We start from the raw sequence: 20,498 nt of genomic DNA, 5'->3' as shown, positions 1-20,498 counted from the left end.
AGGTGATCAACCTAGTGCACATCCGCCCGCACCCCCTACCCAAGCGGAGAATGAGGTGCTAGGTTCTGCGTGCACGCGACTCAGAGAGGAGGCGCAACATGGAAACACCACAAAACGAATCCGACCGAGGCACACGCCCTGTCGATGCCGGCCGGCTCATCTACGAGCTTTCACGGGAATACGGCGGCTTCGACAACTTCGAGCTTCCAGAGCGCACTGGCAGCCGGGACCTCCCGCTGGTTTAGGGCTTTTGCTTTGCGACGGCAGCTGCCGCCACGGCCCTCGCATCGGAAATAACCGCCGGCACGCCGACCCCACCGGCCCACGCGCCGGTGAGGGAGATGTGGGAGGCCTTTGGTTCGTCGAGAAGCAGGCTGCGCACCTTGGACACGGTGGCGAGGTGGTTCTCGTCGAAGCGGGGCAGGCCGCCGAGCCAGCGTTGGACGTAGATTTCCTCGAGGCCGGCGGCGCGGCCGTCGAAGCCGGTGATGGTTTCGAGGTCGTCGAGGGCCCAGTCCACGAGGTCGTCCTCGGAGGCGGTGATGGCGACGTTGTCGCCGAAGCGGCCGAAGCTGGCGCGCACCAGTGCCCCGCCGCGCTCGGCGAGGTGCGGCCACTTGCGCGAGGAGAACGTGAACGCCTTCGCGTGGACGTCCTCGGCGCCGGTGGATACGAGGACGCCGGAGTTCTGCGGCAGGCCCTCGTCGGTGGCAAAGCGCATGCCCACCACCGCCGAGTTGGCCAGCTTCACGGTTTTCAGCGCCTCGGAGGCCTCGGGCGCAATGTCCTTGAGCAGCAGCGCCGCGGTGGGGGCGGGTACGGCGAGGATGACGTGGTCGTAGGCCTTGTCCTCCCCGCCTTTGAGGCGGTACTTCGGGGCCTCAGCCGAGCCTTCGAGACTGATGGCCGAAATAAACGCGTCGATGTAGATGTCGGCGCCGGATTTTTCGGCAAGGGTTTCGTAGAGCTCCTGGTAGCCGTCGCGGAACGTCTTGAACACCGCGCCCTGGCCGGTGGGCATCTCGCGGCGGGAGCGCTCCAGGTTGGCCACGGCGGTGGACAGGTGCACTGGCCCGTCGGCGGCGAGGCGGTCGAACTCCTCCGCTAGCTGCGGGATGGTCGCGCGCACGCCGAGGTCGTCGGCGATGCAGGAGTACACACCGCCGAGCAGGGAGGAGACGATGTTGTCCACCACTTCGTCGCCGTAACGCTCGCGCACAAGCTTGCCGACGTTGACGTCGCCGCCGACTTCCCAGTCGAAGCCTTCGCGGTCGGCCTCGGTGTCGATGCGCTGCGCGGTGTCCTCGCTGACCAGGTGCTTGACAGTCTCGGAGGTGGACGGGATGCCCATCACCCCACCGGTGGGCAGCGCGCGCGCCTCGCCGTCGACCCACACCAGCGAGCGCAGGCCGGAGGGCTCCACCAGGGAGTCGGTGAGGCCGAGCTCGGTGAAGAATTCCACGGCGTCCTGGCGGCGCGCCAGGAACGCCTCGGCGCCCATGTCGGTGGGGCCGGCCTCGAAGGCGACGGTGTGGAGCTTGCCGCCGAGGCGGTCGGTGGCCTCGTAGACGTCGACCTTGAGGTCGTCTTCTTCCCCTGCGCGGGCGGAGCCCGTGCTGCGAAGCTCGTATGCGGCGGTCAGCCCCGCAAGACCTGCGCCGATGATGGCAATGTTCATTAGCTCTCCTCGTGGATGATCGCTACGGCTTCGGTGATCGCGTCCGCGTCGGTGGTGGGCAATACGCCGTGGCCGAGGTTGAAGATGTGCCCGGTAGCGTCGCCAGCTGCAATGGCACGCGCGGCCTCGGCTTTGATGCGCGCGACCTCGCCGCGCACCACGTTGGTGCCGGCGAACAGCATGGCCGGGTCCAGGTTGCCCTGCAGCACGCGCGGGGAGGCGAACCGCGTCGCGGCCGTGTCCAGCGGCACGCGCCAGTCCACACCCATGACCTCGCTGCCGGCCTCGGACATCGCGCCGAGCAGTTCGCCGGTGGTCACGCCGAAGTGGATGCGCGGGATCTCTCCTGCCACGGATTCGAGGATTTCCACCGAGTACGGCAGAACGAATTCGCGGTAGTCCGCTTCGGTGAGGAAACCCGCCCAGGAGTCGAACAGCTGCATCGCGTCGATGCCGGCTTCGACCTGCGTGCGCAGAAAGGCGACGATGGTGGGCACCAAGCGGCGCATCAGCGCGTGCCAGGTCTCCGGCTCGGCGTGCATCATCGCCTTGGTCTTCTCGTGGTTCTTGCTCGGTCCGCCCTCGACGAGGTAGCTGGCCAGCGTAAACGGCGCGCCGACAAACCCGATCAAGGCTTGGGTGTCGCTCAGTTCGTCGAGGATGATGCGGATGCCATCGGACACGGCGGCGACTTCGTCGTCAAGCACAGGCAGCTTCTCGACGTCACTCCGCCCCCTCACCGCCTCCCCCATCACCGGGCCGCGGCCGGGCACGATCTCCACGTCCACGCCCGCCGCCTTGAGCGGGACCACGATGTCGGAAAACAGGATCGCGGCGTCGACGTCGTGGCGGCGCACCGGCTGCAGCGTGATCTCCGCGAGCAGCTCCGGCATGAAGCACGAGTCCAGCATGGGGATGCCTTCGCGCACTTCGCGATACTCGGGCAGGGAGCGGCCGGCCTGGCGCATGAACCACACCGGGGTGCGCGAGGGGGTGCGGCCGTGGGCCGCCTCGAGCAGTGGTGCGTTGGGGAGGTCGCGTCTGGTCATGGCACTCAAGCCTACCGGCGCAGGCCGTGAACCCGGAACCGGCTGGCGCGGCGGGAGCTGTACTCCACAAGCAGGGAACTTCCCAGCATGAGCAGGGTCGCGCCCACTGGCGGCAGCACGCCCGCGGCCGCGAGGATGATGGCGGCCGCGTTGTAGATTCCGGCGAACCACAGGTTCCTGTCGGCGATGCGGTTGACGCGGCGGGCGTGCTCGATGGCCTGGGGCACAGCCATGACGTCGTTGCGGATAAGCACGACGTCGCTGACGTTGTTCCAGTTCGGCACCTTGGTGCTGTAGAGGTCCTCGCCGGCGTAGAGGATGCCGGAGTCCGCCACGCGCAGCACCGGCAGCACGCTGGAATCGCACACCATGGCCACGATGCCGCCCTGGGTGTGCAGGGCGCGCACCGCGGCGGGTTTCTCATTGGAGCGGATGCCGGCGAGCACCTGCGAGATGCCCAAAAAGTCCGCGAAGCGGCGCGCCACCGGGTAGGTGTCGCGCGAGAGCATCACGGTTTCCACGCCCATGGATTCCAGGGTGTCCACCGCCTCAATGGCGTCTTCCTTGGCGGGGTCGAACAAGGTGATCACGCCGCGGTCCTTGCCGTCCCAGCGCACCACCACCGGGGTGCCGCCGGTGGTGGCGGCCACCGACAGCTTGCCTTTGAGCTGGGAGAGGTTGGTCGGGCGCCACAGGGAGGCGTCGTACGTTTGCGTGCGGGCGTTATCGCCGTTACCCCAGGTGGCGGTGACGCGGCCGCCGAACTCGCCGTCCGGGGTGATCGTGTCGTCGCTGACTTCGATCCAGTCCGGCAGGCGCGGGTCCCCGGTGCGGGCGTCGCGCACTTCGCGGGCCGCCTTCACAATGGCGCGGGAGGCCGGGTGGTCCGAGTCCGCGGACAGCACGCCGGCGATGCGCAGCACCAGCTCGCTGCTTTCCCCGGCTGCGGCGGTGACCGTTTCCACGTGCATCTCCGGCAGCACGAGCGTGCCCACGCGGTTGAACACCACCGTGTCCACCTTGGACAGAATCCGCAGCGCGTTGCCGTCGCGCATGAGCACGCCGTTGCGCACGGCAGCCTCGATGCCCTGGCGGATGGCCAGCGCCGGCGAAATGGCCAAACTGAACGGGGCGACCACGATCAGGATCGCCAAGGCTGTCGACGCCGCGGTGTTGACGTTGCCCGTAAACAGCAGCCACAGGCCGAAGTCCAGCACGGCAATCGCGTACGCGGCCGGGATGAGCATGCTGGCAGACCGGGTGGAGACCATCGTCGCGGCGTTTTGATGGCGCGACGCCTCCTCCAGCCAACGTTGCACAGCGGTCAACAGCGTGGTGTGGCCGACGCGGACGGCGCGGACCTTGATGTCGCCTTCGCGCACCACGGACCCGGCGACCACGCGCTTGCCTACCTTTATCTGCGGACTGTCGTGGGTGTTCACCAGCTCCCAGCCGATTTCGCCGGAGCCACCGACGACCTCTCCGTCGACGGGGATGACCTGCCCGGCGCGCACACGGACGTCGTCGCCACGCATGATCTCTGTGGCCGGGAGCCGCTCGCAGCCGCCGCCCTTCTTGCGGTGGGTGACCTCGTAAAGGGACTCCGCGCCGGGGCGGCGCGCCTCCAGCTCGTCCAGCAGGTTTGTGCGCACGCGTATCGAGAAGAAGCGGCCGAGCAGCAGCAACGTGGTCACGGTGCAGGCGACCTCGAGGTAGAGCTCCGGGCCGCGGCCGATCTCCAGCGGCGCCCAGGCGCCGCTGGACTCGTAGCCAATGTGGCCCGCCTCAGTGAACAGCAGCACGGCGAATGACCACAGGTAGGCCGCCAAGATAGCGATGGAACTCGCGCCGTCCAGTGCCGAAAGGCCGCGGCGCACGCCGCCGGCCATCGCGCGGTGGAACGGGGAGGCGCACCACAGCGCCACCGGGGTGGTCAGGGCGAACGCTACCCACTGCCAGCCGGGGAACCCGAGGGCGGGCACGTAGGTGAGCAGCAGTACCGGTATGGTCAGCACCACCGCCAGCCAAAGCCTTCCCGGGGTAACCAAGTCGCGGGCGGTAAACAGCACGTCGCCGCTGCGGCGCCCCGTACGGGGCTTGTTCTGCACGAATCCTTGGGCGCGGGCGAGCAGGTGTGCCGCTTCTTCCTTGCGGTGGTGCTTGGCGCGGCGCGGCATCGGGTGCTCCGACCAGTACCGGCCGTGCGCGCGGCGTTGCAGCGTGGAGTCCGTGATCACTGCGGTAACGCCGAATTGTTCGATGATCTTGATCAGGTGGTGCGGCGGCATGGTCGCCGGTGCGGTCACCCACGCCATGCGGGTGGGGTACACCAGGCGGGCGGAGACGCCTTCCATAGATTCCAGGGCGTCCTCGATCTCCGTCAGCTGCGGGCCGTCTTCCACTCCCCGCAGTTCGAAGGCGTAGGAGGCGTTGGGGCGCACGAGCTCGCCGTCCAGGTCGCGCCGTGCCGTGGCTGGGTCGATGCCAGCTTGGCGGGCGGCGTCGCGGGCCGCCTCGATGTAGTTGTCGAGCTCCTCGCCGCTCAGCTGCTCCAACTTGGCGCCTTCGCGCCCGGTGGTGCTGAGCTTTTCCAGGTCCCCGCCCTCGTATTTGCTCATTCCACGCCTTCCCAGACGTCGCCGCTGCGCTTATCTACAAACGCGTTGGCGGCCGGGCGGAACATGAAGAACAGGGCGAAGACCAGCACGCCGACCACCACGAACGCGGCCCAGCCGGCCACGCCGACGAAGAAGCTGGCCAGCTGCAAAAACACCGCCAGGCCGATGAACCCGGCCAGCCAGCGACGCGCCACCTTCGAGCCTTTTGGCAGGTAGGCGCAGCACGAGGTAATGAGTGCGCCGAGGATGATGCTGCCCCAGGTGTAGACCCGCAGGTTGCGCGCGAATCTATCAATGAGCTCCTCGTCGGCCCCCTCAATCATCCACGTATCCGGTAGCCGGTCCGGCACCCCGTTGGCCATGGTCAAAAACGCGATGACGAACATCAGCACCGCCGCGGTAAGGCACAGGTAGTAGCCGATTTTCAGCGGCTTCGGCCACGCCGGGCCGACCTCGCCGGTGAAGCGCCGGTTCCTGTCGTTCGGGTCCGACACCATGGTTGGGAACATCCCTGCCACCGCTTAGCTCTCCTTCTTCTCCGGCGCTCCCGCCGCATCAGCATTACCGCTGGTTTTGTCCTTGGGCGGCTTGGTCCACGCCACGGAATCCTTGTCAACTGAATAGATGATGCCCAGGATGCCCGCAACACCAAGGATGATCTGGATGACGCCGTCTATGCCGAACATGGCCGTCGGCACCGCGGTGGAGGCCGGCACCATCATGAACAGCGTGACCATGCGCAGGGCGAAGAAGACGGAGAAGATCTGCAGCAGCCTGCGGGCGTTTTCCGCCCATTTCGCCTGTTTTTGTACCGCGCGCAGCGCGAAGACGAACAGCAGGATCACGCCGAGCTGCAGCAGCGCCATGATGAAGATCGAGCCGTACACGCTGGCGTTCATCAGCGCCTCGGAGACCTCGCCGTCGCCGTTGGTGGCGCGCTCCTTGGCCACCTCGCGCAGCGCGGACGGGTCGATCACGCTCGCCGCCACGGCGAAGATCTGGTGCAGTAGTTCCCCGCCGATCATCACGGTCCAGGCCGCGAGCATGTAGCGCACAGCTTCGGGCATGGAGCCCTTGTGCTTCTCGACGGCCTCCGGTCCCACCCGGCTCGGTGATCCCGGATTCATTGGGGGCAAGCTAACCATTGAGCCTCTTTGCTGCCTCGATGGCGTAGTAGGTGAAAATTTGGTCTGCCCCGGCGCGCTTGATGGACATCAGTGCTTCCATCATCGTCTCCTCGTAGTCGATCCAGCCGTTCTGACCGGCCGCGTTGAGCATGGCGTACTCGCCGGAGACTTGGTAGGCGGCCACCGGCACCGGGGACATCTCCGCGATCTTGGCCAGCACGTCCAGGTACGGCAGCGCGGGCTTGACCATGACAAAGTCCGCGCCTTCGGCGATGTCCAGCTCCGTTTCCAAAAGCGACTCGCGCACGTTCGCCGGGTCTTGCTGGTAGGTGCGGCGGTCGCCCTTCAGCGAGGAGCCGACCGCGTCGCGGAACGGCCCGAAGAACTTGGAGGCGTACTTCGCGGAGTAGGCCATGATGGCGACGTCGGCGAAACCCGCGCGATCAAGCGCCCTGCGAATTTGCTCGATCTGGCCGTCCATCATGCCGGACGGGCTGACAATGTGCGCGCCCGCGCGCGCCTGAGCCACCGCCATGTCGCAGTAGATCTCCACGGTGGGGTCGTTGTCCACCACTTCCCTGCCGTGCGCGTCGGTGGTGAGCACGCCGCAGTGGCCGTGGTCCGTGAACTCGTCCAGGCAGGTGTCCGCCATGATGATCAGCTCGTCGCCGAACTCCTTGCGCAGCAGCGCAATCGCGCGGTTAAGCACGCCGTCTTCGGCAACGGCGACGGAGCCGGTGGCGTCCTTGTCCTCCTCGCGCGGCACGCCGAACAGGTCCACACACTTCACTCCGGCGTCGAGCGCCTCGCGGCAGATCTCTACCAGCGATTCCGGGGTGTGCTGGTACACGCCCGGCATCGACGGGATCTCGCGCGGAGCGTCGATGCCGTCGGCGATGAACAGCGGGAGGATGAAGTCGGCCGGGTGCAGGCGCGTCTCCGTGACAAACTCACGGAGAGCGGGGGTTTGTCGCAAGCGGCGGGGGCGTCGAATCAAGTCGTAATCAGCCATGCGCCACATCTTAGAACGCGCACCCGACACGACCCAGCCGGCGCGTTTCTAGCCGGCTGCGGCCGCGGTGTCCCCGCCGGCGCTCTTCTCAGCCTTCGCTGCCTTCCGACGCTTCTTGCGCGGCGGCGGCAACTGCCCCGACGCGCGCAGCCCTGCCACGTGGTCGGCCAGGGCGTCGACGAGGTTGGGGATGTCGGCGACCTCCGGGACGACGTCGACACGCAAGCCTTGCTCCCGCGCCTCCGCCTCGGTGACCGGGCCGATGCAGGCGATGATCGTGCGCGAGTGCGGCTTGCCCGCAATACCCACGAGGTTCTTCACCGTCGACGGGGACGTGAAGCACACGGCGTCGAAGCCGCCGGTCTTGATCATGTCGCGCGTCTCCGGCGGCGGCGGGGCGGCGCGCACGGTGCGGTAGGCGACCACGTCGTCGACCTCCCAGCCCTTCTCCTGCAGGCCGTCCACCAGCACGTCGGAGCCGAGGTCCGCGCGCGGCAGCAGCACGCGCGAAACCGGGTCGATGTCCTCGACGTACTCCGGGAACGCCTCCGCCAGACCGGCCGCGTTCTGCTTCGTGCGGTGCGGCACAAGCTCCGGCTGCATGCCGCGGGCGATCAGCGCGTCGGCGGTCTTCTGCCCCACCGCGCCCAGGTGCACGCCGGCGAACGAGCGGGCGTCCAGGCCCAGCTCCTCAAACTTCGACCACACGGCATCGACGGCATTGACCGAGGTGAACAGGATCCACTGGTAGCGGCCCTCCACGATGCCCTTGATCGCGCGGTCCATCTGCGCCGGGTTGCGCGGCGGCTCCAGCGAGATCGTGGGCACGGACTGCGGGATCGCGCCGTGCTGCGACAGGCGGGCGTTCATCACCCCTGCCTGCGACTTCGCGCGCGGCACAAGCACGCGCCAGCCGTACAGCGGCCGGTTTTCCCACCACGAGTACTTCGAGCGGTCGTCCGCCGCGGTGCCGAGGGTGACCACCAGCGGGCCCTCCAGCTCTGCGTCGAGCTTGCCCACGGTACCCAGCGTCGCGTCGAACGTGCGCTGCAGGCGGGTGGTACCGCGCGTGGTCACCGTCACCGGGGTGGACGCCTGGAAGCCTCGCTGCGTGAGCTGCTCCACCATCTCCGCCAGGTGCTCCTGGTTCGCCTGGAACACCAGCGGCTGCGGAGCGGATGCGAGCTGGTCCCAGTCCACGCCGCCGTTGTTGAGGTCGGCTTCCGTGTACGTCGATCCCAGCGCGATTCCGGCGAACGACGGCACCGTCGACGGCAGCGACATCCCCGGCACCACCTGGAACTCCATGCCCTCGGCGGCCACCGCGGAGATCTCCTCCATCACTGAGTCGCGCGTCAGCGGGTTGCCGCATACCAGGCGGATGACGTCGCCGTCGCCGGCTTCGCCGCGCTCCACCGCTTCCGCGGCGTCGTTAAGCGCGAGCTTCAGCTTCTCGACGATCACTCCGCCGTCCAGCCCAACCTCCTGCAACTCCGCAGCAGTCGGGTCCTCTGGGCGGGGCGGCTTGCGCCGCGCGCCAGCCTCTTTCGCCTCCGCGCACATTTTCTCGTAGCGCTCGTTGGCCGCGTCCATCTTGGCTTTCGGCACTGGCAGCGCCGCCGCGACGACACTTCGGACCCCCGCTGACACCTCAGGGTCCACGAGGGCGATAGAATTGGATTCCATTACTTCGCGAGCGCGAACCGTGAGCAATTCAGGGTTACCCGGTCCAGCACCAACGAAGATCACCTTCCCCGGCTGGGGGGTGTGAGTGGGCTCTGTCATGGAGAAATCTCTTCTAGGCACAAATAAACCGCCCCCGCGCGGCTGGGTTCGCGGTGTTGATCGGCCTCACAACGGCCCACCGACCCGATTGCGCGGAGGGTATTGAACGTATGGTATCTCCACCATAAAATGCTTCAGCCCGAGAACAAAACCAGCGCTGTATTCCGCTCCGTCCGCACCGCCCGGAGCCTCAACCCCCGGATCGTCTAGCAGCGCAGTAACTCTGCTAGACGATCTCGCCGCTGCCGAGAAGCATTTCCAATATCACCTGGGGAAATGCCTCGCGCGCAGGCGGATCGTCTAGCAGCACGAGCGAGACTGCTAGACGATCCGCAAAGCTGCCGCTCCAGCGCTACTCCATCAGGTCGGCGGCGCCGCGCTCCAGCAGCACCTCGGCGACCTTGCGGCCCAGCTCGGCCGGGTCTGCCCCCTGGGCTTCCTCCACCAGCTGGCGGGAGCCGTCCAGGGCGAACACGCCGGCACGCAGGGTCACGCCCGAGCCGTCGAACACCGCCGAGGCGGCGACCGGCGCGGTGCAACCCGCCTCCAAACGGGCCAGCACGGCGCGCTCGGCGGTGGATTCGGCGGTGGCGGAGGCGTCGATAAGTGTGTCAATCGCCTCGCGCGCCACGGCGTCGTCGAAGCGGCACTCCACGGCCAGCGCGCCCTGGGCGGGAGCCGGCATGAACACCTCGGGCGAGAAGACTTCGGTGGCGCGGTCGCCGTATCCGCCGCGCACGAGGCCTGCGTAGGCCAGGATGATCGCGTCCAGCTCGCCGTCTTCCACATACGACATGCGGCGCTCAATGTTGCCGCGTAGCGGGCGGATGTCCAGGTCGGGGCGCACGGCCTTGAGCTGGGAGACGCGGCGTGGCGCGGAGGTGCCCACGCGCGCGCCTTCGGGCAGCTCGGCCAGGGTCAGGCCGTCGCGGGCGATGAGTGCTTCGCGGCTGTCCTCGCGCACGGGGATGATCATGTGGGCGCGCGGCTCGTCGGCAGTGGGCAGGTCCTTGAACGAGTGGACGGCGATGTCGACCTCGCCGTGAAACAGCGCGTCGCGCAGCGCGGAGGTGAACACGCCGACGCCGATGCGCTCCACGGGCGCTTGGGACAAGTCGCCCGGGGTGGTCACGATCTGCAGTTCGGCCGCGTGACCGTGCTCGCCCAGCGCGTCGCGGACGTGCCCGGTCTGGGTGGTGGCCAGGTGGGATCCGCGTGTGCCAATTTTGAACATCTACTTCTCCTTGCCGTGCAGTTCCTCGGGCAGCGGCAGCTTCTGCGCGTCCACCGCCACGGAGGGGCTTTCCAGCCCGAACAATTCGGTGACCGCCTCTTCCACGCTCACCGTCTCCGACGCTGCCGCCAGCTCCTTGATCTTCACTGTCGGCTGGTGCAAAAGCTTATCGACGACACGCTTGACCATGCGGCTGACCTGATCAAAGTCGTCCTCGGACATCTTCGGCAGACGGGTGCGCAGGCGCTGCAGCTCCTGGCCGGAAATCTCCGCGGCGTTGCGGCGCAACCGCGTCACCGCCGGGGCGACCTCGCGCACGCGCTGCTCCGAGCCGAACGTGTCCACCTCTTCGGCCACGATCTCCTCGGCGCGGCGCAGCGCCCGGGAGTCCTCGTCGTCGCTGCCGCGCATCTTCTCGTGCAGCGACTCGATGTTGACCAGGTGCACACCGTCGATGTCCGTCACCGCGTCGTCGATGTCGCGCGGCAGCGACAAATCCGCCAGCACCAGCGGGCCGGGGATGTCGGCCGGGGTGATGGTGAACTCGTCGGAGGCGGTGGCGGAGACCACCAGGTCCACGCGGTCCAGCACCGAGGCGCGGTCGGCGAAGTCCACCACCTCGGCGGGCACGCCGGCCTCGCGGGAGTGCTCGGCGAGGCGCTCCGCGCGGTCGCGGGTGCGGTTGGCCAGCACCAGCTTGTCAATGCCCTTCTTGCCCAGATGCGTTGCGGCCAGCGAGCTCATCGCGCCGGCGCCTAGGACGAGGGCGGTTTTGCCCCGGAGGTCGTCGACAAGCATTCGCTCCATCGCCTCCTCGAGCGCGACGGTGACCATGGACGCGCCCGAATCGTCGATGCCCGTCTCGGAGTGGACGCGCTTGCCGGTGTGCAGCGCCGCCTGGGCCAGCGAGTGCAGGCTCGGGCCCACGGTGCCGCGCTCCACGGCGTCGACGTAGGCGGAACGCACCTGGCCGATGATCTGCTGCTCGCCCACCACCATCGAGTCCAGGCCGGACGCCACCGTGAAAATGTGCTCCGCGGCCGCGTCCGAGTAGCGCACGTAGAGATAACGGCGCAGTTCAGCCGCGTCGACCCCGGAGACGTCCGCAAGCACCCGCAGCACATCCTCCACCCCGGCGTGGAACGCGTTGGTGACGGTGTAGACCTCCAGGCGGTTGCACGTGGAGATAATCATCGCCTCAGACAGCGACGGCTTCGCGATGAGGGCGCCCGCCGTGCCGTTTTGGACCTCCGCGTCCATGCTGAGCCGCTCCAGCAGGGCCACAGGCGCCGACCTGTGCGACATCCCCACAAGCAGAACACTCACGCAAAACCCTCCAGTCAGTTGAAAATCACACTAGAGAATAGTCCTTTAGTTGGACAGCTCCGCGTCGAGGTCGTCGTTGTCCACTTCCCAGCAGGCAAACTCCTCGCCGTCAATGACAACCACAGGCACGCGGTCGCCGTACTCCGCGGCCAACTCGGGGTCTTGGTCCACGTCCACAAGCGCGAGCTGAACGCCATGCTTTGCGACGACAGGCGCGATCTGGCCCGCCACCCGCTCGCACGAACCGCACGTGGACCGGACCATCAGCTCCACCTTTTTCATCCCCGCTCCTCCTGTGAGTGCCATTGCCAGGGCGTTGTACGATTGCACACGCTAACACCCCCACCCGAAAGGGCCCGTAGTTCCATGTCTGATCAGCGCGAAATCCTCGCGCAGTGGTCCCAATCCCAGGGCAACCTGCGCCGCTTCTTAGAGGAGCGCGTGATGCCCCCGCTCGACGACGACGCGCAGCGCACCGCCGGCCGCGCCGCCGCAGCCGCCGCGGTGGAAGAGACCTTCGGCATCAACATCGACGACTTCGCGCTCGGCGTGGACTCCGTCGGCGGCGCCTTCGAAACCGCCGGCCGCCAGAAGATCACCCCGCCCGATCCGGAGATCCCCCAGGACACCGAAGCCGCCGCGTTTTTCGATGTGGACAACACGCTCATCCAGGGCTCATCGCTGATCCTTTTGGCGCAGGGGCTGTTTAAGAAGCGGTTTATCACCCTGTCCGAGCTCGCCCCTGCGCTACACAAGCAGATCCGCTACCGCGTCTCCGGTTCCGAAAACGCCGACGACATCGCCGAGGGCCGCGAGCAGGCCCTGGCTGTTGTGAAGGGCAAGAGCGTGGCGGAGCTCAAGCAGGCGTGCCGGGAGATCGTGGACAACCGGATGCTGGAGAAGTCCTACGCCGACACCATCGAGCTGGCCGCCATGCACCTCGCCGCCGGGCAGCAGGTGTGGCTGGTATCCGCCACCCCGGTGCAGATCGGCCAAGCACTCGCCGAAACGCTCGGCTTCACCGGCGCGCTGGGCACCGTGGCGGAGGAAAAAGACGGCAAGTTCACCGGCCGCCTCGTCGGCGACATCCTCCACGGCCCCGGCAAGAAGCACGCCGTGGCGGCGCTGGCCGCGCTGCAGCAGCTGGACCTGTCCAAGTGCACCGCCTACTCCGACAGCATCAACGACCTGCCCATGCTGGAAATGGTCGGCTCGCCGGTGGCGATCAACCCGGACCGGGCACTGCGCAAGCACGCCAAGGCCCAGGGCTGGGCGGTGCGCGACTACCGCTCCGTGCGCCGGGTGGTGCGCGCCGGCGTGGTTCCGGCCGTGTTGGCTGTGGCCGGTGTGTGGTGGTGGCGCCGGCGGGGCTAGATGCTTACCCCAGGATGCTTACCGGCGCTAGATGCTTACCCCAGGATGCTTACTTCTCGAGTGACGCGGCGGTCGCGGCCGGGTGTTCGTCGAGAAGTAAGCGTTTAGAAGTAAGCATCCTCGGACGGTCATCCTGCCGCGGACACGAAAAACCCGCCTCCCGAAACGGAGGCGGGTGAACGCTCGCGGCTTACTTGCCGAGCTTACGACGCTGCACGCGGGTGCGGCGGAGCATCTTGCGGTGCTTCTTCTTGGACATGCGCTTGCGGCGCTTCTTAATCACTGAACCCATTGGGCTACCTCTTTCCTGTTCAAAGTGCGTACGTACGCGGCCGGCGCAACCGCTTCCGCGGTTCGTGGGAGGTGCACACTCCCACAGGAAGTGGCCGACCTGATCGTTCAAAGCATACCGGCAGGGCTTTTCAGGGCCAAAAACACCCGCCGCACCGGAAAACCGGTGCGGCGGGTGTGTTCTCGAGGTCCTGTAAATGAGACCCTTGGACTATCCCACGTCGTAGACGGAGGACTCCAGGTACTCGCTCACTGCCGTCTCGTTCACGCGGAAGGAGCGGCCCACGCGGACGGCGGGCAGCTCGCCGGAGTGAACGAGGCGGTAGACGGTCATCTTGGATACGCGCATGATCTCCGCGACCTCGGCAACCGTCAGGAACTTTCCTTTATCTTCGTTAACCACTAATTCATACCTCTCGGCACGCAAACGCGCTGCAGGCTTCCCCTCCCGCAGGACGAACACGCACGTGCTTGAACCACCCTAACGTGAAACCAGCGTCGAGTGCGACTTAAGTGGAAGAAAATTTTCAAAGTGCAGGCAGTGAACCCACAGAAACGGTTGTGAAAGTTGGGATTTGGGCTACTTGCCCAGCTCGTCCGAGCGCTCCGCGCAGATCTCGGTGGCGCGGTAGAACGCGCCGCGCAGGCCGGACTCCTCCAGCTCGCGGATTGCGCGCACCGTGGTGCCGGCCGGCGAGGAGACGTTCGCCCGCAGCTGCACGGGGCTGTCCCCGCCCTCGAGCATCGCGCCAGCGCCGGCGGCGGTAGCGCAGGCGAGCCGCTCGGCCAGGTCGCGCGGCAGGCCGAGGGACACGCCCGCGTCCACAAGCGCCTCAGCCACCAGGAAGAAGTACGCCGGGCCGGAACCGGAGATCGCGGTCACGGCATCCATCTGGGATTCGGCAACCTCCACGACCTGCCCCGCGGCGGACAGCAGCTCCACGACGGCTTCGCGCTGCTCGTCGCTGACGAAGCGTCCACAGGCGGCGGCGAGGACACCCTTGCCCACCAGCATCGGCGTATTCGGCATGACGCGCACGATCGGGGTGCCGGCGGCGGAGACGGCATCCTCCATCGCGGCGAGGGTCACGCCCGCTGCCATGGAGACCAGCACGGTGGCGGAGCCGGAGTCGGTGAGCTCCTCGCCGACCTCCGCGATGACGTCCAGGATCTGCGCGGGTTTGATGCACAGCAGCGCCACGTCCGCGTCGCGGACGGCCTCGCGGTTGTCGGAGGTGGTGCGCACCCCGTAGCGCTCCGCGAGCTCACCGCTTCTCGACGAGGACCGGTTCGTCGCCGTAATAGACCCCGGCTCCACCCCATTGGCAACGAGGCCCGAGATGAAAGCCTCGCCGATATTGCCTGCACCAATGACGGCGATGCGTTCCATGTCGCTCCTTTGAAAAGTCGTTGCGCGTTTTACAGCAGTGCCGGGCCGAAGGCCACCACCGCGGCAGCCAGGCCGGCGATGATCATGGTGACCTTGTCGCGGCTGCCAGCCATCGCACCGACGGCGGCGACCGCCGCTGCCACCGCGGCGACGCCGACGAGTACCGCCACAATCGCCATCGTGTTGGCCCACAGCCACTTGAACGCCAGGAAGCCCAGCACACCCAGCAGCACGCCGAAGAACACCAGCAGGACCAGCAGGATCGGGTTGACCGACGCCTCCTCGACCTCGTAGTCGGTGTCGTATTCGGCCTCAGGGGCGTCGAGGGAGTCCTCGCGCGCCTGCGGCTCCGGCGCGTCGACGGTGCGGATCTCGCCCGTGTCGTCCGACTGCGCGAGCTCTTGCTTTACGACGGGCTCCGCCTTGCCCTCGGGCTTAGCTTCGTCCTCGGGCTCAGCTTCGACCTTGCGCAGCACCGTCGTGTCGTCGCTGGCCGGCTGAACCTTCGTGGTGGTGGAAGCCGCGGGCGCCGGGGCGGGCTTCTCTACAGGCTTGGATACCGGCTTCGACACAGGTGCAGTGGCCGGCTTTTCCACCGGCTTGGGAGCCTGCTCAGCCGGCTTGGCTGCCGGACGCAGTTTCACGGACTCCGCCTGCGCGGGCTTGTCAGCCAGCTTCGGCGCCACCTTCGTCTCGGCCTCTGGCACCGGCTTCGGAGCCACCTTCGACACCGGCTTCGGCTCGGTCTTCGACGCCGGCTTCTGCGCGGCCGGCGTCGGCTCAGGTTTCGGCGCCTGGGTGGGGGTCTTTTTGGGGGTATCCGAAGGTGCGTCGATAGGCACGCTGGAGTGCTTCACCTCCGTCGGCTTGGCCTCGACCTTCTTAAACGAGTCGGTCAGCTCGGCGACGGAAACGCCGCCGTCCTCGAGGCTGCGGCGGCGACGCGGGCGGCGCGCGCCGGACGGGTTTTCCTTTTCGGCGCGCGCGAGGAGCTCGGCAACTGTGAGCTGTTTGTCGGCCATTAGTTGTCGTCTCCTTTTTTGGCTTGAATCTCAGCGTCCAAAGACCCCTTGTCGATGCGCTTGAGAATCACACCTTCACGCAAGGCCCACGGGCAGATCTCTAACTTATCAACATTCAACGCACGCATCGCAGCTTCCGCCACCAGCGCACCTGCGACGATCTGGTGGGAGCGGTCCGAGTTGATGCCCTCGAGCTCCGCGCGGTCCGCCGCCGTCATGCGGGAAATGAACGCGATGAGCTGGCGCAGACCCGGCGCGGTAAGCGTGCGCTGCACGAACGGGCCGGCGGACGACGGCGCAGCACCCGTGAGGCGGGCCAGGGAACGGAACGTCTTGGACGTGCCCACGGCCAGACCGGTCTCCCCCATCGCCTTGAACTGCTCGGCAGGACCGGCGAGTTCCGCGTCGATGTAGTCGCGCAGCATGTTGATCTTCTTGCGCTCCGGCGGGTCGGTGTCGAACCACTCGTGGGTCAAGCGCCCCGCGCCCAGGTCCAGGGACACCGCCAGGTCCGGCATCTCCTCGGTGCCCGTGGAGATCTCCAGGGAGCCGCCGCCGATGTCGAAGTTGGTGATGCGGCCTGCGGACCAGCCGTGCCAGCGGCGCGCCGCCAAAAACGTCAGCCGCGCTTCCTCCTCGCCGGAGAGGATGTTCAGCTTCACGCCGGTCTTCTTCTCCACGCGCTTGAGCACGTCCGCGGAGTTGGTGGCCGAGCGGACCGCGGAGGTGGCGAACGCCACGAGCTCCTCGCACTTGAGGTTGTCCGCGAGGTCGGAGGCCTCCTGGCCAGCGTCGACGAGCTTGTCCACGCCCTTGTCCTCGATATTGCCCTTTTTGTCCAGCAGCTCAACGAGACGCAGCGGCTGCTTCCAATCGCTCATCGGCGTCGGCCGGCTACCGCTGTACGCGTCGACCGCCACGAGATGGATCGTGTTGCTGCCGACATCTAATACACCTAATCGCACCACCCCAGGGTAACGGGTCTACCGTGTCCAGGTGTGAATCAACCAGCCCCGAAACCCGTTTTTCTCGGCTTCCCGGCGGACTCGCCAGCCGGCCGCTCCATCCTGGCGGGCCGCGAAACCCGCCCCGATTTCCCGCGCGAATGGTTCGAGTTCGTCCACCCGGACGACCCGAACCACATCTTCTCCATCGACCTGACCTGGGCGGAGGCCACCTGGTCCTGCCGCTTCGGCACCCCTGAGTGCCACGGCATCGACGAATCCAACCCGGCCGTGGGCTGCTGCATCCACGGCGCCTACATCGCGGACGAGGAAGACCGCGACACCGTCTACAACGCGGTGAAGGACATGCCGGCGAAGTACTGGCAGCTGCGGCCCGCAGAGACGGACGCCTACTTCGCGGCCAACGACCCGACGTGGCTCGAGCCGTGGCTGGAGTGGGACGAGGAAGAGGACGACAACGCGCTCGAGCCCGACCCCGACGACGAGGAGGCCGGCCCCCACATCAAAACCAAGGTCGTCGACGGCGCCTGCATCTTCGCCAACCGCCCCGGCCACCCCACCGGCGCGGGCTGCGCGTTCCACCAGTTCGCCATGGCGGAAGGGCGCAACATCGTGGGCACCAAACCGGAGGTGTGCTGGCAGGTGCCGTTTTCCCGCGAGGACGCCTGGGAGGAGCGCTCAGACGGCCAGGAGATTCTGCGCACCACCATCGGCGAGTACCACCGCCGTCAGTGGGGCGGCGGCGGAGAGGACTTCGACTGGTGGTGCACCTCCGCCCCCGCGTGCCACACCGGTGGCACGCCGATTTGGCAGTCGATGAAAGACGAGCTTGTCGCGCTGATCGGCGAAAAGCCGTACCGTGTCGTCGCCAAGCATTGCGAAAAGCGCGCCCAGCTTAGCGACGACCTCCGGGCCACCCACCCAGCAACCCAAGCCGCGCGCGAGTAGCCGCGCTTACGCTTCGAATTTGTAGCCCAGGCCGCGCACAGTGACGAGCTGGGTGGGTCGCGACGGCTGCGCCTCGATCTTCGTGCGCAGGCGCTTGACGTGCACGTCCAGGGTCTTGGTGTCGCCGACGTAATCGGCGCCCCAGATACGGTCGATCAGCTGGCCGCGCGTGAGCACCCGGCCCGCGTTGCGCAGCAGGTACTCCAGCAGGTCGAACTCTTTGAGCGGCATGGGCACCGGCTGGCCGTCCACAAGCACCGTGTGGCGCTCCACGTCCATGGTCACGCGGCCGCCCTGCAGCAGCTGCTCGTCGTCTTCCTCGACCACCTCGGTCTCCGGGCCGCGGCGCAGCACCGCGCGGATGCGGGCCACCAGCTCGCGGGTGGAGTACGGCTTAGTCACGTAATCGTCCGCGCCCAGCTCCAGGCCCACAACCTTGTCGATCTCGCTGTCGCGGGCGGTGACCATGATGATCGGCACCGAAGACTCGGCGCGCAGCTTCTTGCACACCTCCGTGCCGCTCATCCCCGGCAGCATCAGGTCCAGCAGCACCAGGTCGATGTCCTGGGAGGCGAACAGGTCCAGCCCCGCCTGCCCGTCTGCGGCCACAACCGCCTCGAAGCCTTCCTTGCGCAACAGGTAGGCCAAAGGGTCGGACAGCGATTCCTCGTCTTCAACGATGAGAATGGTCGTCACTTCACTCTTCCTTTTCTGCTCTGCCGGCGGCCTCGGGGTCATACAGGGGCAGCTCAATGGTGAACGTGGAGCCCGTCCCAGGCCTCGACCACAACGTAATGCTACCGCCATGGTTCGCCACCACGTGCTTCACGATGGCCAAACCCAGCCCCGTGCCGCCCGTGGAACGCGAGCGCGCCTTATCCACCCTGTAGAACCGCTCGAACACGCGCTTCTGGTCCTCCGGCGCGATGCCGATGCCGCGGTCCGTGACCCGGATCAGCACCACATTGTCGCGCACCGGCTTCTGTGTCACGCTCACCGGCTGCCCGCTCGGCGAATAGTTGATCGCGTTGGTGATCAGGTTGGACACCGCCACGGTGAGCATCGCCCGATCCCCCATCACCCGCAGCCCCAAACGCTGGCCGCGGGTGAGTTCAATGCCGTGGTTTTCAGCGGCGACCAGGTTGCGGGCAACCGCGTCGTCCACGATGTCGTCCACACGCACCGGCGCCATGTCCGGCAGCGCCTCCGCGCCCTGAAGCTTGGACAGGGAGATCAGATCCGTGATCATCTCCCCCATGCGGTGGGCCTCCTTGTGCAGCTTGGTGCCGAAGTAGTCCACCATCTCCGGGTCCGTCGGGTCCTGCAGCAGTGCCTCGGCAAGAAGCGCTATGCCTCCGACCGGGGTTTTCAGTTCGTGGGAGACGTTTGCCACGAAGTCGCGGCGCGCGTTTTCCATGCGCACGTTTTCAGACTCGTCAGAGCCGTACACGATGGCGTAGGAGTTGTCCGTCAGCATCAGCGGCGCAATCAGCGCGCGCACATTGCGGATGCGGCTGCCCGTGGTGCGCTGCGGCAAATCCAGGTCCAGCACCTGCTCTTCCTGCTGCTCAAGCACCTCTTCGGCCACCTCGAGCACACGCGGGTTGACGCTACCGTCGTGCACGATGGACATGTCGTGGGCGCGCGCGTTGGACAGCATCACGTTGCCGGCGCGGTTGATGACAGCGATTCCGGTCGGCGAGCCCTGCGTAACCAGGTGAAGGACCTGGCTCACTGCGGCTGCGGTGTCGTCCTGCCCGCCGTCATCCGCCCGGTTGCGGGCGCGCCAACGAAGCGCCCGCTGGCCGAGCAGCACAGCGGGCACGGTCAGCGCGGCGCCGATGAAAAAAGCGAGAATCGGCGTCACGGTGTGATTCGAGGCTTACTTCTGCCCCTGGTTCGCCACAGCAGCGGCGCCAGCCTCAGCGGCCTCCGGGTCCAGGTAGGTGCCGCCCGGGTTGAGCACCTTGCCGTTTTCATCGATCTCGTACACCAGCGGCATGCCAGTGGGGATGTTCAGCCCGGCGATCTCCTCGTCGGAGATGTTGTCCAGGTACTTCACCAGCGCGCGCAGCGAGTTGCCGTGCGCGGCGACCATCACGTTCTTACCTGCCATGGCGTGCGGCGCGATGACGTCGATGTAGTACGGCAGGAAGCGCTCCACCACGTCCTTGAGGCACTCGGTGCGCGGCACCTCAGGCAGGAAGGCGTAGCGCGGGTCGTTGGTCTGCGCGTACTCGTTGTCCGTGTCAATCTCCGGCGGCGGGGTGTCGTAGGAGCGGCGCCACTGCATGAACTGCTCCTCGCCAAACTCCTCGCGAATCTCCGCCTTGTTCAGGCCCTGGAGCTTGCCGTAGTGGCGCTCGTTGAGGCGCCAGCTGCGCTCCACCGGGATCCAGTGGCGGTCAGCCGCGTTCAGCGAGATGTTCGCAGTGCGGATCGCGCGGCGCAGCAGCGAAGTGAACAGGATGTCCGGCAGGACACCCTTTTCTTCCATGAGCTTGCCGGCGTTGACGGCTTCGGCCTCGCCCTGTTCGGTCAGGTCCACATCGACCCAGCCGGTGAACTGGTTCGACTTGTTCCACTCGCTCTGCCCGTGGCGAACGAGAATCAGCTTTCCGTTACCCATGCCTTCAAGCATGCCACGGATGGGCGAAACTGTCGGGGGTTTGTCGGGGG

The 20,498-nt window shown here is 67.0% G+C and carries 20 protein-coding genes and 1 pseudogene; 3 read left to right on the top strand and 18 right to left on the bottom strand.

The annotated features are described in order from the left end of the window. Nucleotides 1-98 precede the first annotated feature (98 nt). Nucleotides 99-245, top strand: coding sequence for a hypothetical protein (locus H0193_RS09480; protein ID WP_181889714.1), 147 nt, complete (start codon nucleotides 99-101; stop codon nucleotides 243-245). Here the strand turns inward: H0193_RS09480 and H0193_RS09475 are convergent. The 10 genes from H0193_RS09475 to H0193_RS09430 all read right to left on the bottom strand — a co-directional run bounded on the left by H0193_RS09475 (nucleotide 242) and on the right by H0193_RS09430 (nucleotide 12,111). Beyond that, the gene (locus H0193_RS09475; RefSeq protein WP_181889713.1) at nucleotides 242-1,678 is read right to left on the bottom strand and encodes a protoporphyrinogen oxidase; all 1,437 of its coding nucleotides are present in this window, start codon (nucleotides 1,676-1,678) and stop codon (nucleotides 242-244) included. The two genes, H0193_RS09480 and H0193_RS09475, sit on opposite strands and share 4 nt — an antisense overlap. Continuing rightward, a complete protein-coding gene (hemE, locus tag H0193_RS09470) occupies nucleotides 1,678-2,727 on the bottom strand; it encodes a uroporphyrinogen decarboxylase (protein WP_181889712.1) in 1,050 nt (349 codons plus the stop codon). The genes H0193_RS09475 and hemE overlap by 1 nt, the downstream gene beginning before the upstream one ends. An 11-nt stretch (nucleotides 2,728-2,738) precedes the next feature. After that, nucleotides 2,739-5,345 (bottom strand): heavy metal translocating P-type ATPase, encoded by a 2,607-nt coding sequence (locus H0193_RS09465; RefSeq protein ID WP_181889711.1) that lies wholly within the window; start codon nucleotides 5,343-5,345, stop codon nucleotides 2,739-2,741. Next, on the bottom strand, nucleotides 5,342-5,863 hold the full coding sequence (locus tag H0193_RS09460; RefSeq protein ID WP_181889710.1) for a hypothetical protein: 522 nt from the start codon (nucleotides 5,861-5,863) through the stop codon (nucleotides 5,342-5,344). Before H0193_RS09460 ends, H0193_RS09465 begins: the two co-directional genes overlap by 4 nt. Before the next feature lie 3 nt (nucleotides 5,864-5,866). Further along, the gene (locus tag H0193_RS09455; protein WP_181889709.1) at nucleotides 5,867-6,472 is read right to left on the bottom strand and encodes a hypothetical protein; all 606 of its coding nucleotides are present in this window, start codon (nucleotides 6,470-6,472) and stop codon (nucleotides 5,867-5,869) included. 10 nt (nucleotides 6,473-6,482) lie between these two features. After that, nucleotides 6,483-7,484, bottom strand: a complete 1,002-nt coding sequence (hemB, locus tag H0193_RS09450) for a porphobilinogen synthase (RefSeq protein ID WP_370642067.1) — start codon at nucleotides 7,482-7,484, stop codon at nucleotides 6,483-6,485. A gap of 48 nt (nucleotides 7,485-7,532) precedes the next feature. After that, nucleotides 7,533-9,269: a uroporphyrinogen-III synthase gene (locus H0193_RS09445; RefSeq protein WP_181889707.1), complete on the bottom strand. Its 1,737-nt coding sequence runs from the start codon at nucleotides 9,267-9,269 to the stop codon at nucleotides 7,533-7,535. Nucleotides 9,270-9,621: 352 nt separating this feature from the next. Beyond that, nucleotides 9,622-10,503, bottom strand: a complete 882-nt coding sequence (gene hemC / locus H0193_RS09440) for a hydroxymethylbilane synthase (RefSeq protein ID WP_181889706.1) — start codon at nucleotides 10,501-10,503, stop codon at nucleotides 9,622-9,624. Next, nucleotides 10,504-11,829, bottom strand: a complete 1,326-nt coding sequence (locus tag H0193_RS09435) for a glutamyl-tRNA reductase (protein ID WP_181889705.1) — start codon at nucleotides 11,827-11,829, stop codon at nucleotides 10,504-10,506. A 45-nt stretch (nucleotides 11,830-11,874) separates the two neighbouring features. Continuing rightward, the gene (locus tag H0193_RS09430; RefSeq protein ID WP_070475288.1) at nucleotides 11,875-12,111 is read right to left on the bottom strand and encodes a glutaredoxin family protein; all 237 of its coding nucleotides are present in this window, start codon (nucleotides 12,109-12,111) and stop codon (nucleotides 11,875-11,877) included. Between the two features lie 84 nt (nucleotides 12,112-12,195). Between H0193_RS09430 and H0193_RS09425 the strand changes: the two genes are divergently transcribed. Continuing rightward, entirely contained in the window at nucleotides 12,196-13,203 is a 1,008-nt protein-coding gene (locus H0193_RS09425; protein WP_181889704.1) for an HAD family hydrolase, read from the top strand. A gap of 190 nt (nucleotides 13,204-13,393) precedes the next feature. Here H0193_RS09425 and H0193_RS09420 read toward each other — a convergent pair whose 3' ends face one another. The 5 genes and pseudogenes from H0193_RS09420 to H0193_RS09400 form a co-directional block, all read right to left on the bottom strand. Then, on the bottom strand, nucleotides 13,394-13,495 hold the full coding sequence (locus H0193_RS09420; protein WP_003855542.1) for a 30S ribosomal protein bS22: 102 nt from the start codon (nucleotides 13,493-13,495) through the stop codon (nucleotides 13,394-13,396). 210 nt (nucleotides 13,496-13,705) lie between these two features. Further along, entirely contained in the window at nucleotides 13,706-13,897 is a 192-nt protein-coding gene (locus H0193_RS09415) for a helix-turn-helix domain-containing protein (RefSeq protein WP_034997092.1), read from the bottom strand. Nucleotides 13,898-14,074: 177 nt separating this feature from the next. Next, nucleotides 14,075-14,896 (bottom strand): annotated as a pseudogene (gene proC, locus H0193_RS09410) (pyrroline-5-carboxylate reductase); the annotation flags it as partial. Between the two features lie 17 nt (nucleotides 14,897-14,913). Then, nucleotides 14,914-15,906 carry a hypothetical protein gene (locus tag H0193_RS09405; protein ID WP_181889702.1) on the bottom strand — a complete coding sequence of 331 codons (993 nt, stop codon included), beginning with the start codon at nucleotides 15,904-15,906 and terminating at the stop codon, nucleotides 14,914-14,916. Then, a complete protein-coding gene (locus H0193_RS09400; protein WP_181889701.1) occupies nucleotides 15,906-16,871 on the bottom strand; it encodes a Ppx/GppA family phosphatase in 966 nt (321 codons plus the stop codon). The genes H0193_RS09405 and H0193_RS09400 overlap by 1 nt, the downstream gene beginning before the upstream one ends. Nucleotides 16,872-16,904: 33 nt before the next feature. On the opposite strand from H0193_RS09400, the gene H0193_RS09395 reads away from it, so the two are divergent. Continuing rightward, entirely contained in the window at nucleotides 16,905-17,819 is a 915-nt protein-coding gene (locus H0193_RS09395) for a DUF3109 family protein (RefSeq protein ID WP_181889700.1), read from the top strand. Nucleotides 17,820-17,825: 6 nt separating this feature from the next. Here the strand turns inward: H0193_RS09395 and H0193_RS09390 are convergent, their stop codons facing one another. The 3 genes from H0193_RS09390 to H0193_RS09380 are packed head-to-tail and all read right to left on the bottom strand — an operon-like array spanning nucleotide 17,826 to nucleotide 20,448. Continuing rightward, a complete protein-coding gene (locus H0193_RS09390; protein ID WP_181889699.1) occupies nucleotides 17,826-18,515 on the bottom strand; it encodes a response regulator transcription factor in 690 nt (229 codons plus the stop codon). Between the two features lies 1 nt (nucleotide 18,516). Beyond that, on the bottom strand, nucleotides 18,517-19,686 hold the full coding sequence (locus H0193_RS09385; RefSeq protein WP_181889698.1) for an ATP-binding protein: 1,170 nt from the start codon (nucleotides 19,684-19,686) through the stop codon (nucleotides 18,517-18,519). Nucleotides 19,687-19,701: 15 nt separating this feature from the next. Beyond that, nucleotides 19,702-20,448 (bottom strand): phosphoglyceromutase, encoded by a 747-nt coding sequence (locus tag H0193_RS09380; RefSeq protein ID WP_181889697.1) that lies wholly within the window; start codon nucleotides 20,446-20,448, stop codon nucleotides 19,702-19,704. Nucleotides 20,449-20,498: the final 50 nt, after the last annotated feature.

The organism is Corynebacterium haematomassiliense (genome assembly GCF_013978595.1).
GTDB classification, from domain to species: Bacteria; Actinomycetota; Actinomycetes; order Mycobacteriales; family Mycobacteriaceae; genus Corynebacterium; species Corynebacterium lehmanniae.
Note: the sequence above shows the minus strand (reverse complement) of the source record. Positions and strands in the feature narration are given on the sequence as shown.

Excerpts from the sequence above, each read along its gene's own strand:
- H0193_RS09480 (WP_181889714.1), top strand. The coding sequence starts at position 99 with ATGGAAACACCACAAAACGAATCCGACCGAGGCACACGCCCTGTCGAT.
- H0193_RS09445 (WP_181889707.1), bottom strand. The coding sequence starts at position 9,269 with ATGACAGAGCCCACTCACACCCCCCAGCCGGGGAAGGTGATCTTCGTT.
- hemB (WP_370642067.1), bottom strand. The coding sequence starts at position 7,484 with ATGGCTGATTACGACTTGATTCGACGCCCCCGCCGCTTGCGACAAACC.
- H0193_RS09405 (WP_181889702.1), bottom strand. The coding sequence starts at position 15,906 with ATGGCCGACAAACAGCTCACAGTTGCCGAGCTCCTCGCGCGCGCCGAA.
- H0193_RS09455 (WP_181889709.1), bottom strand. The coding sequence starts at position 6,472 with ATGAATCCGGGATCACCGAGCCGGGTGGGACCGGAGGCCGTCGAGAAG.
- H0193_RS09475 (WP_181889713.1), bottom strand. The coding sequence starts at position 1,678 with ATGAACATTGCCATCATCGGCGCAGGTCTTGCGGGGCTGACCGCCGCA.
- hemC (WP_181889706.1), bottom strand. The coding sequence starts at position 10,503 with ATGTTCAAAATTGGCACACGCGGATCCCACCTGGCCACCACCCAGACC.
- hemE (WP_181889712.1), bottom strand. The coding sequence starts at position 2,727 with ATGACCAGACGCGACCTCCCCAACGCACCACTGCTCGAGGCGGCCCAC.
- H0193_RS09380 (WP_181889697.1), bottom strand. The coding sequence starts at position 20,448 with ATGGGTAACGGAAAGCTGATTCTCGTTCGCCACGGGCAGAGCGAGTGG.
- H0193_RS09430 (WP_070475288.1), bottom strand. The coding sequence starts at position 12,111 with ATGAAAAAGGTGGAGCTGATGGTCCGGTCCACGTGCGGTTCGTGCGAG.
- H0193_RS09425 (WP_181889704.1), top strand. The coding sequence starts at position 12,196 with ATGTCTGATCAGCGCGAAATCCTCGCGCAGTGGTCCCAATCCCAGGGC.
- H0193_RS09420 (WP_003855542.1), bottom strand. The coding sequence starts at position 13,495 with ATGGGTTCAGTGATTAAGAAGCGCCGCAAGCGCATGTCCAAGAAGAAG.
- H0193_RS09465 (WP_181889711.1), bottom strand. The coding sequence starts at position 5,345 with ATGAGCAAATACGAGGGCGGGGACCTGGAAAAGCTCAGCACCACCGGG.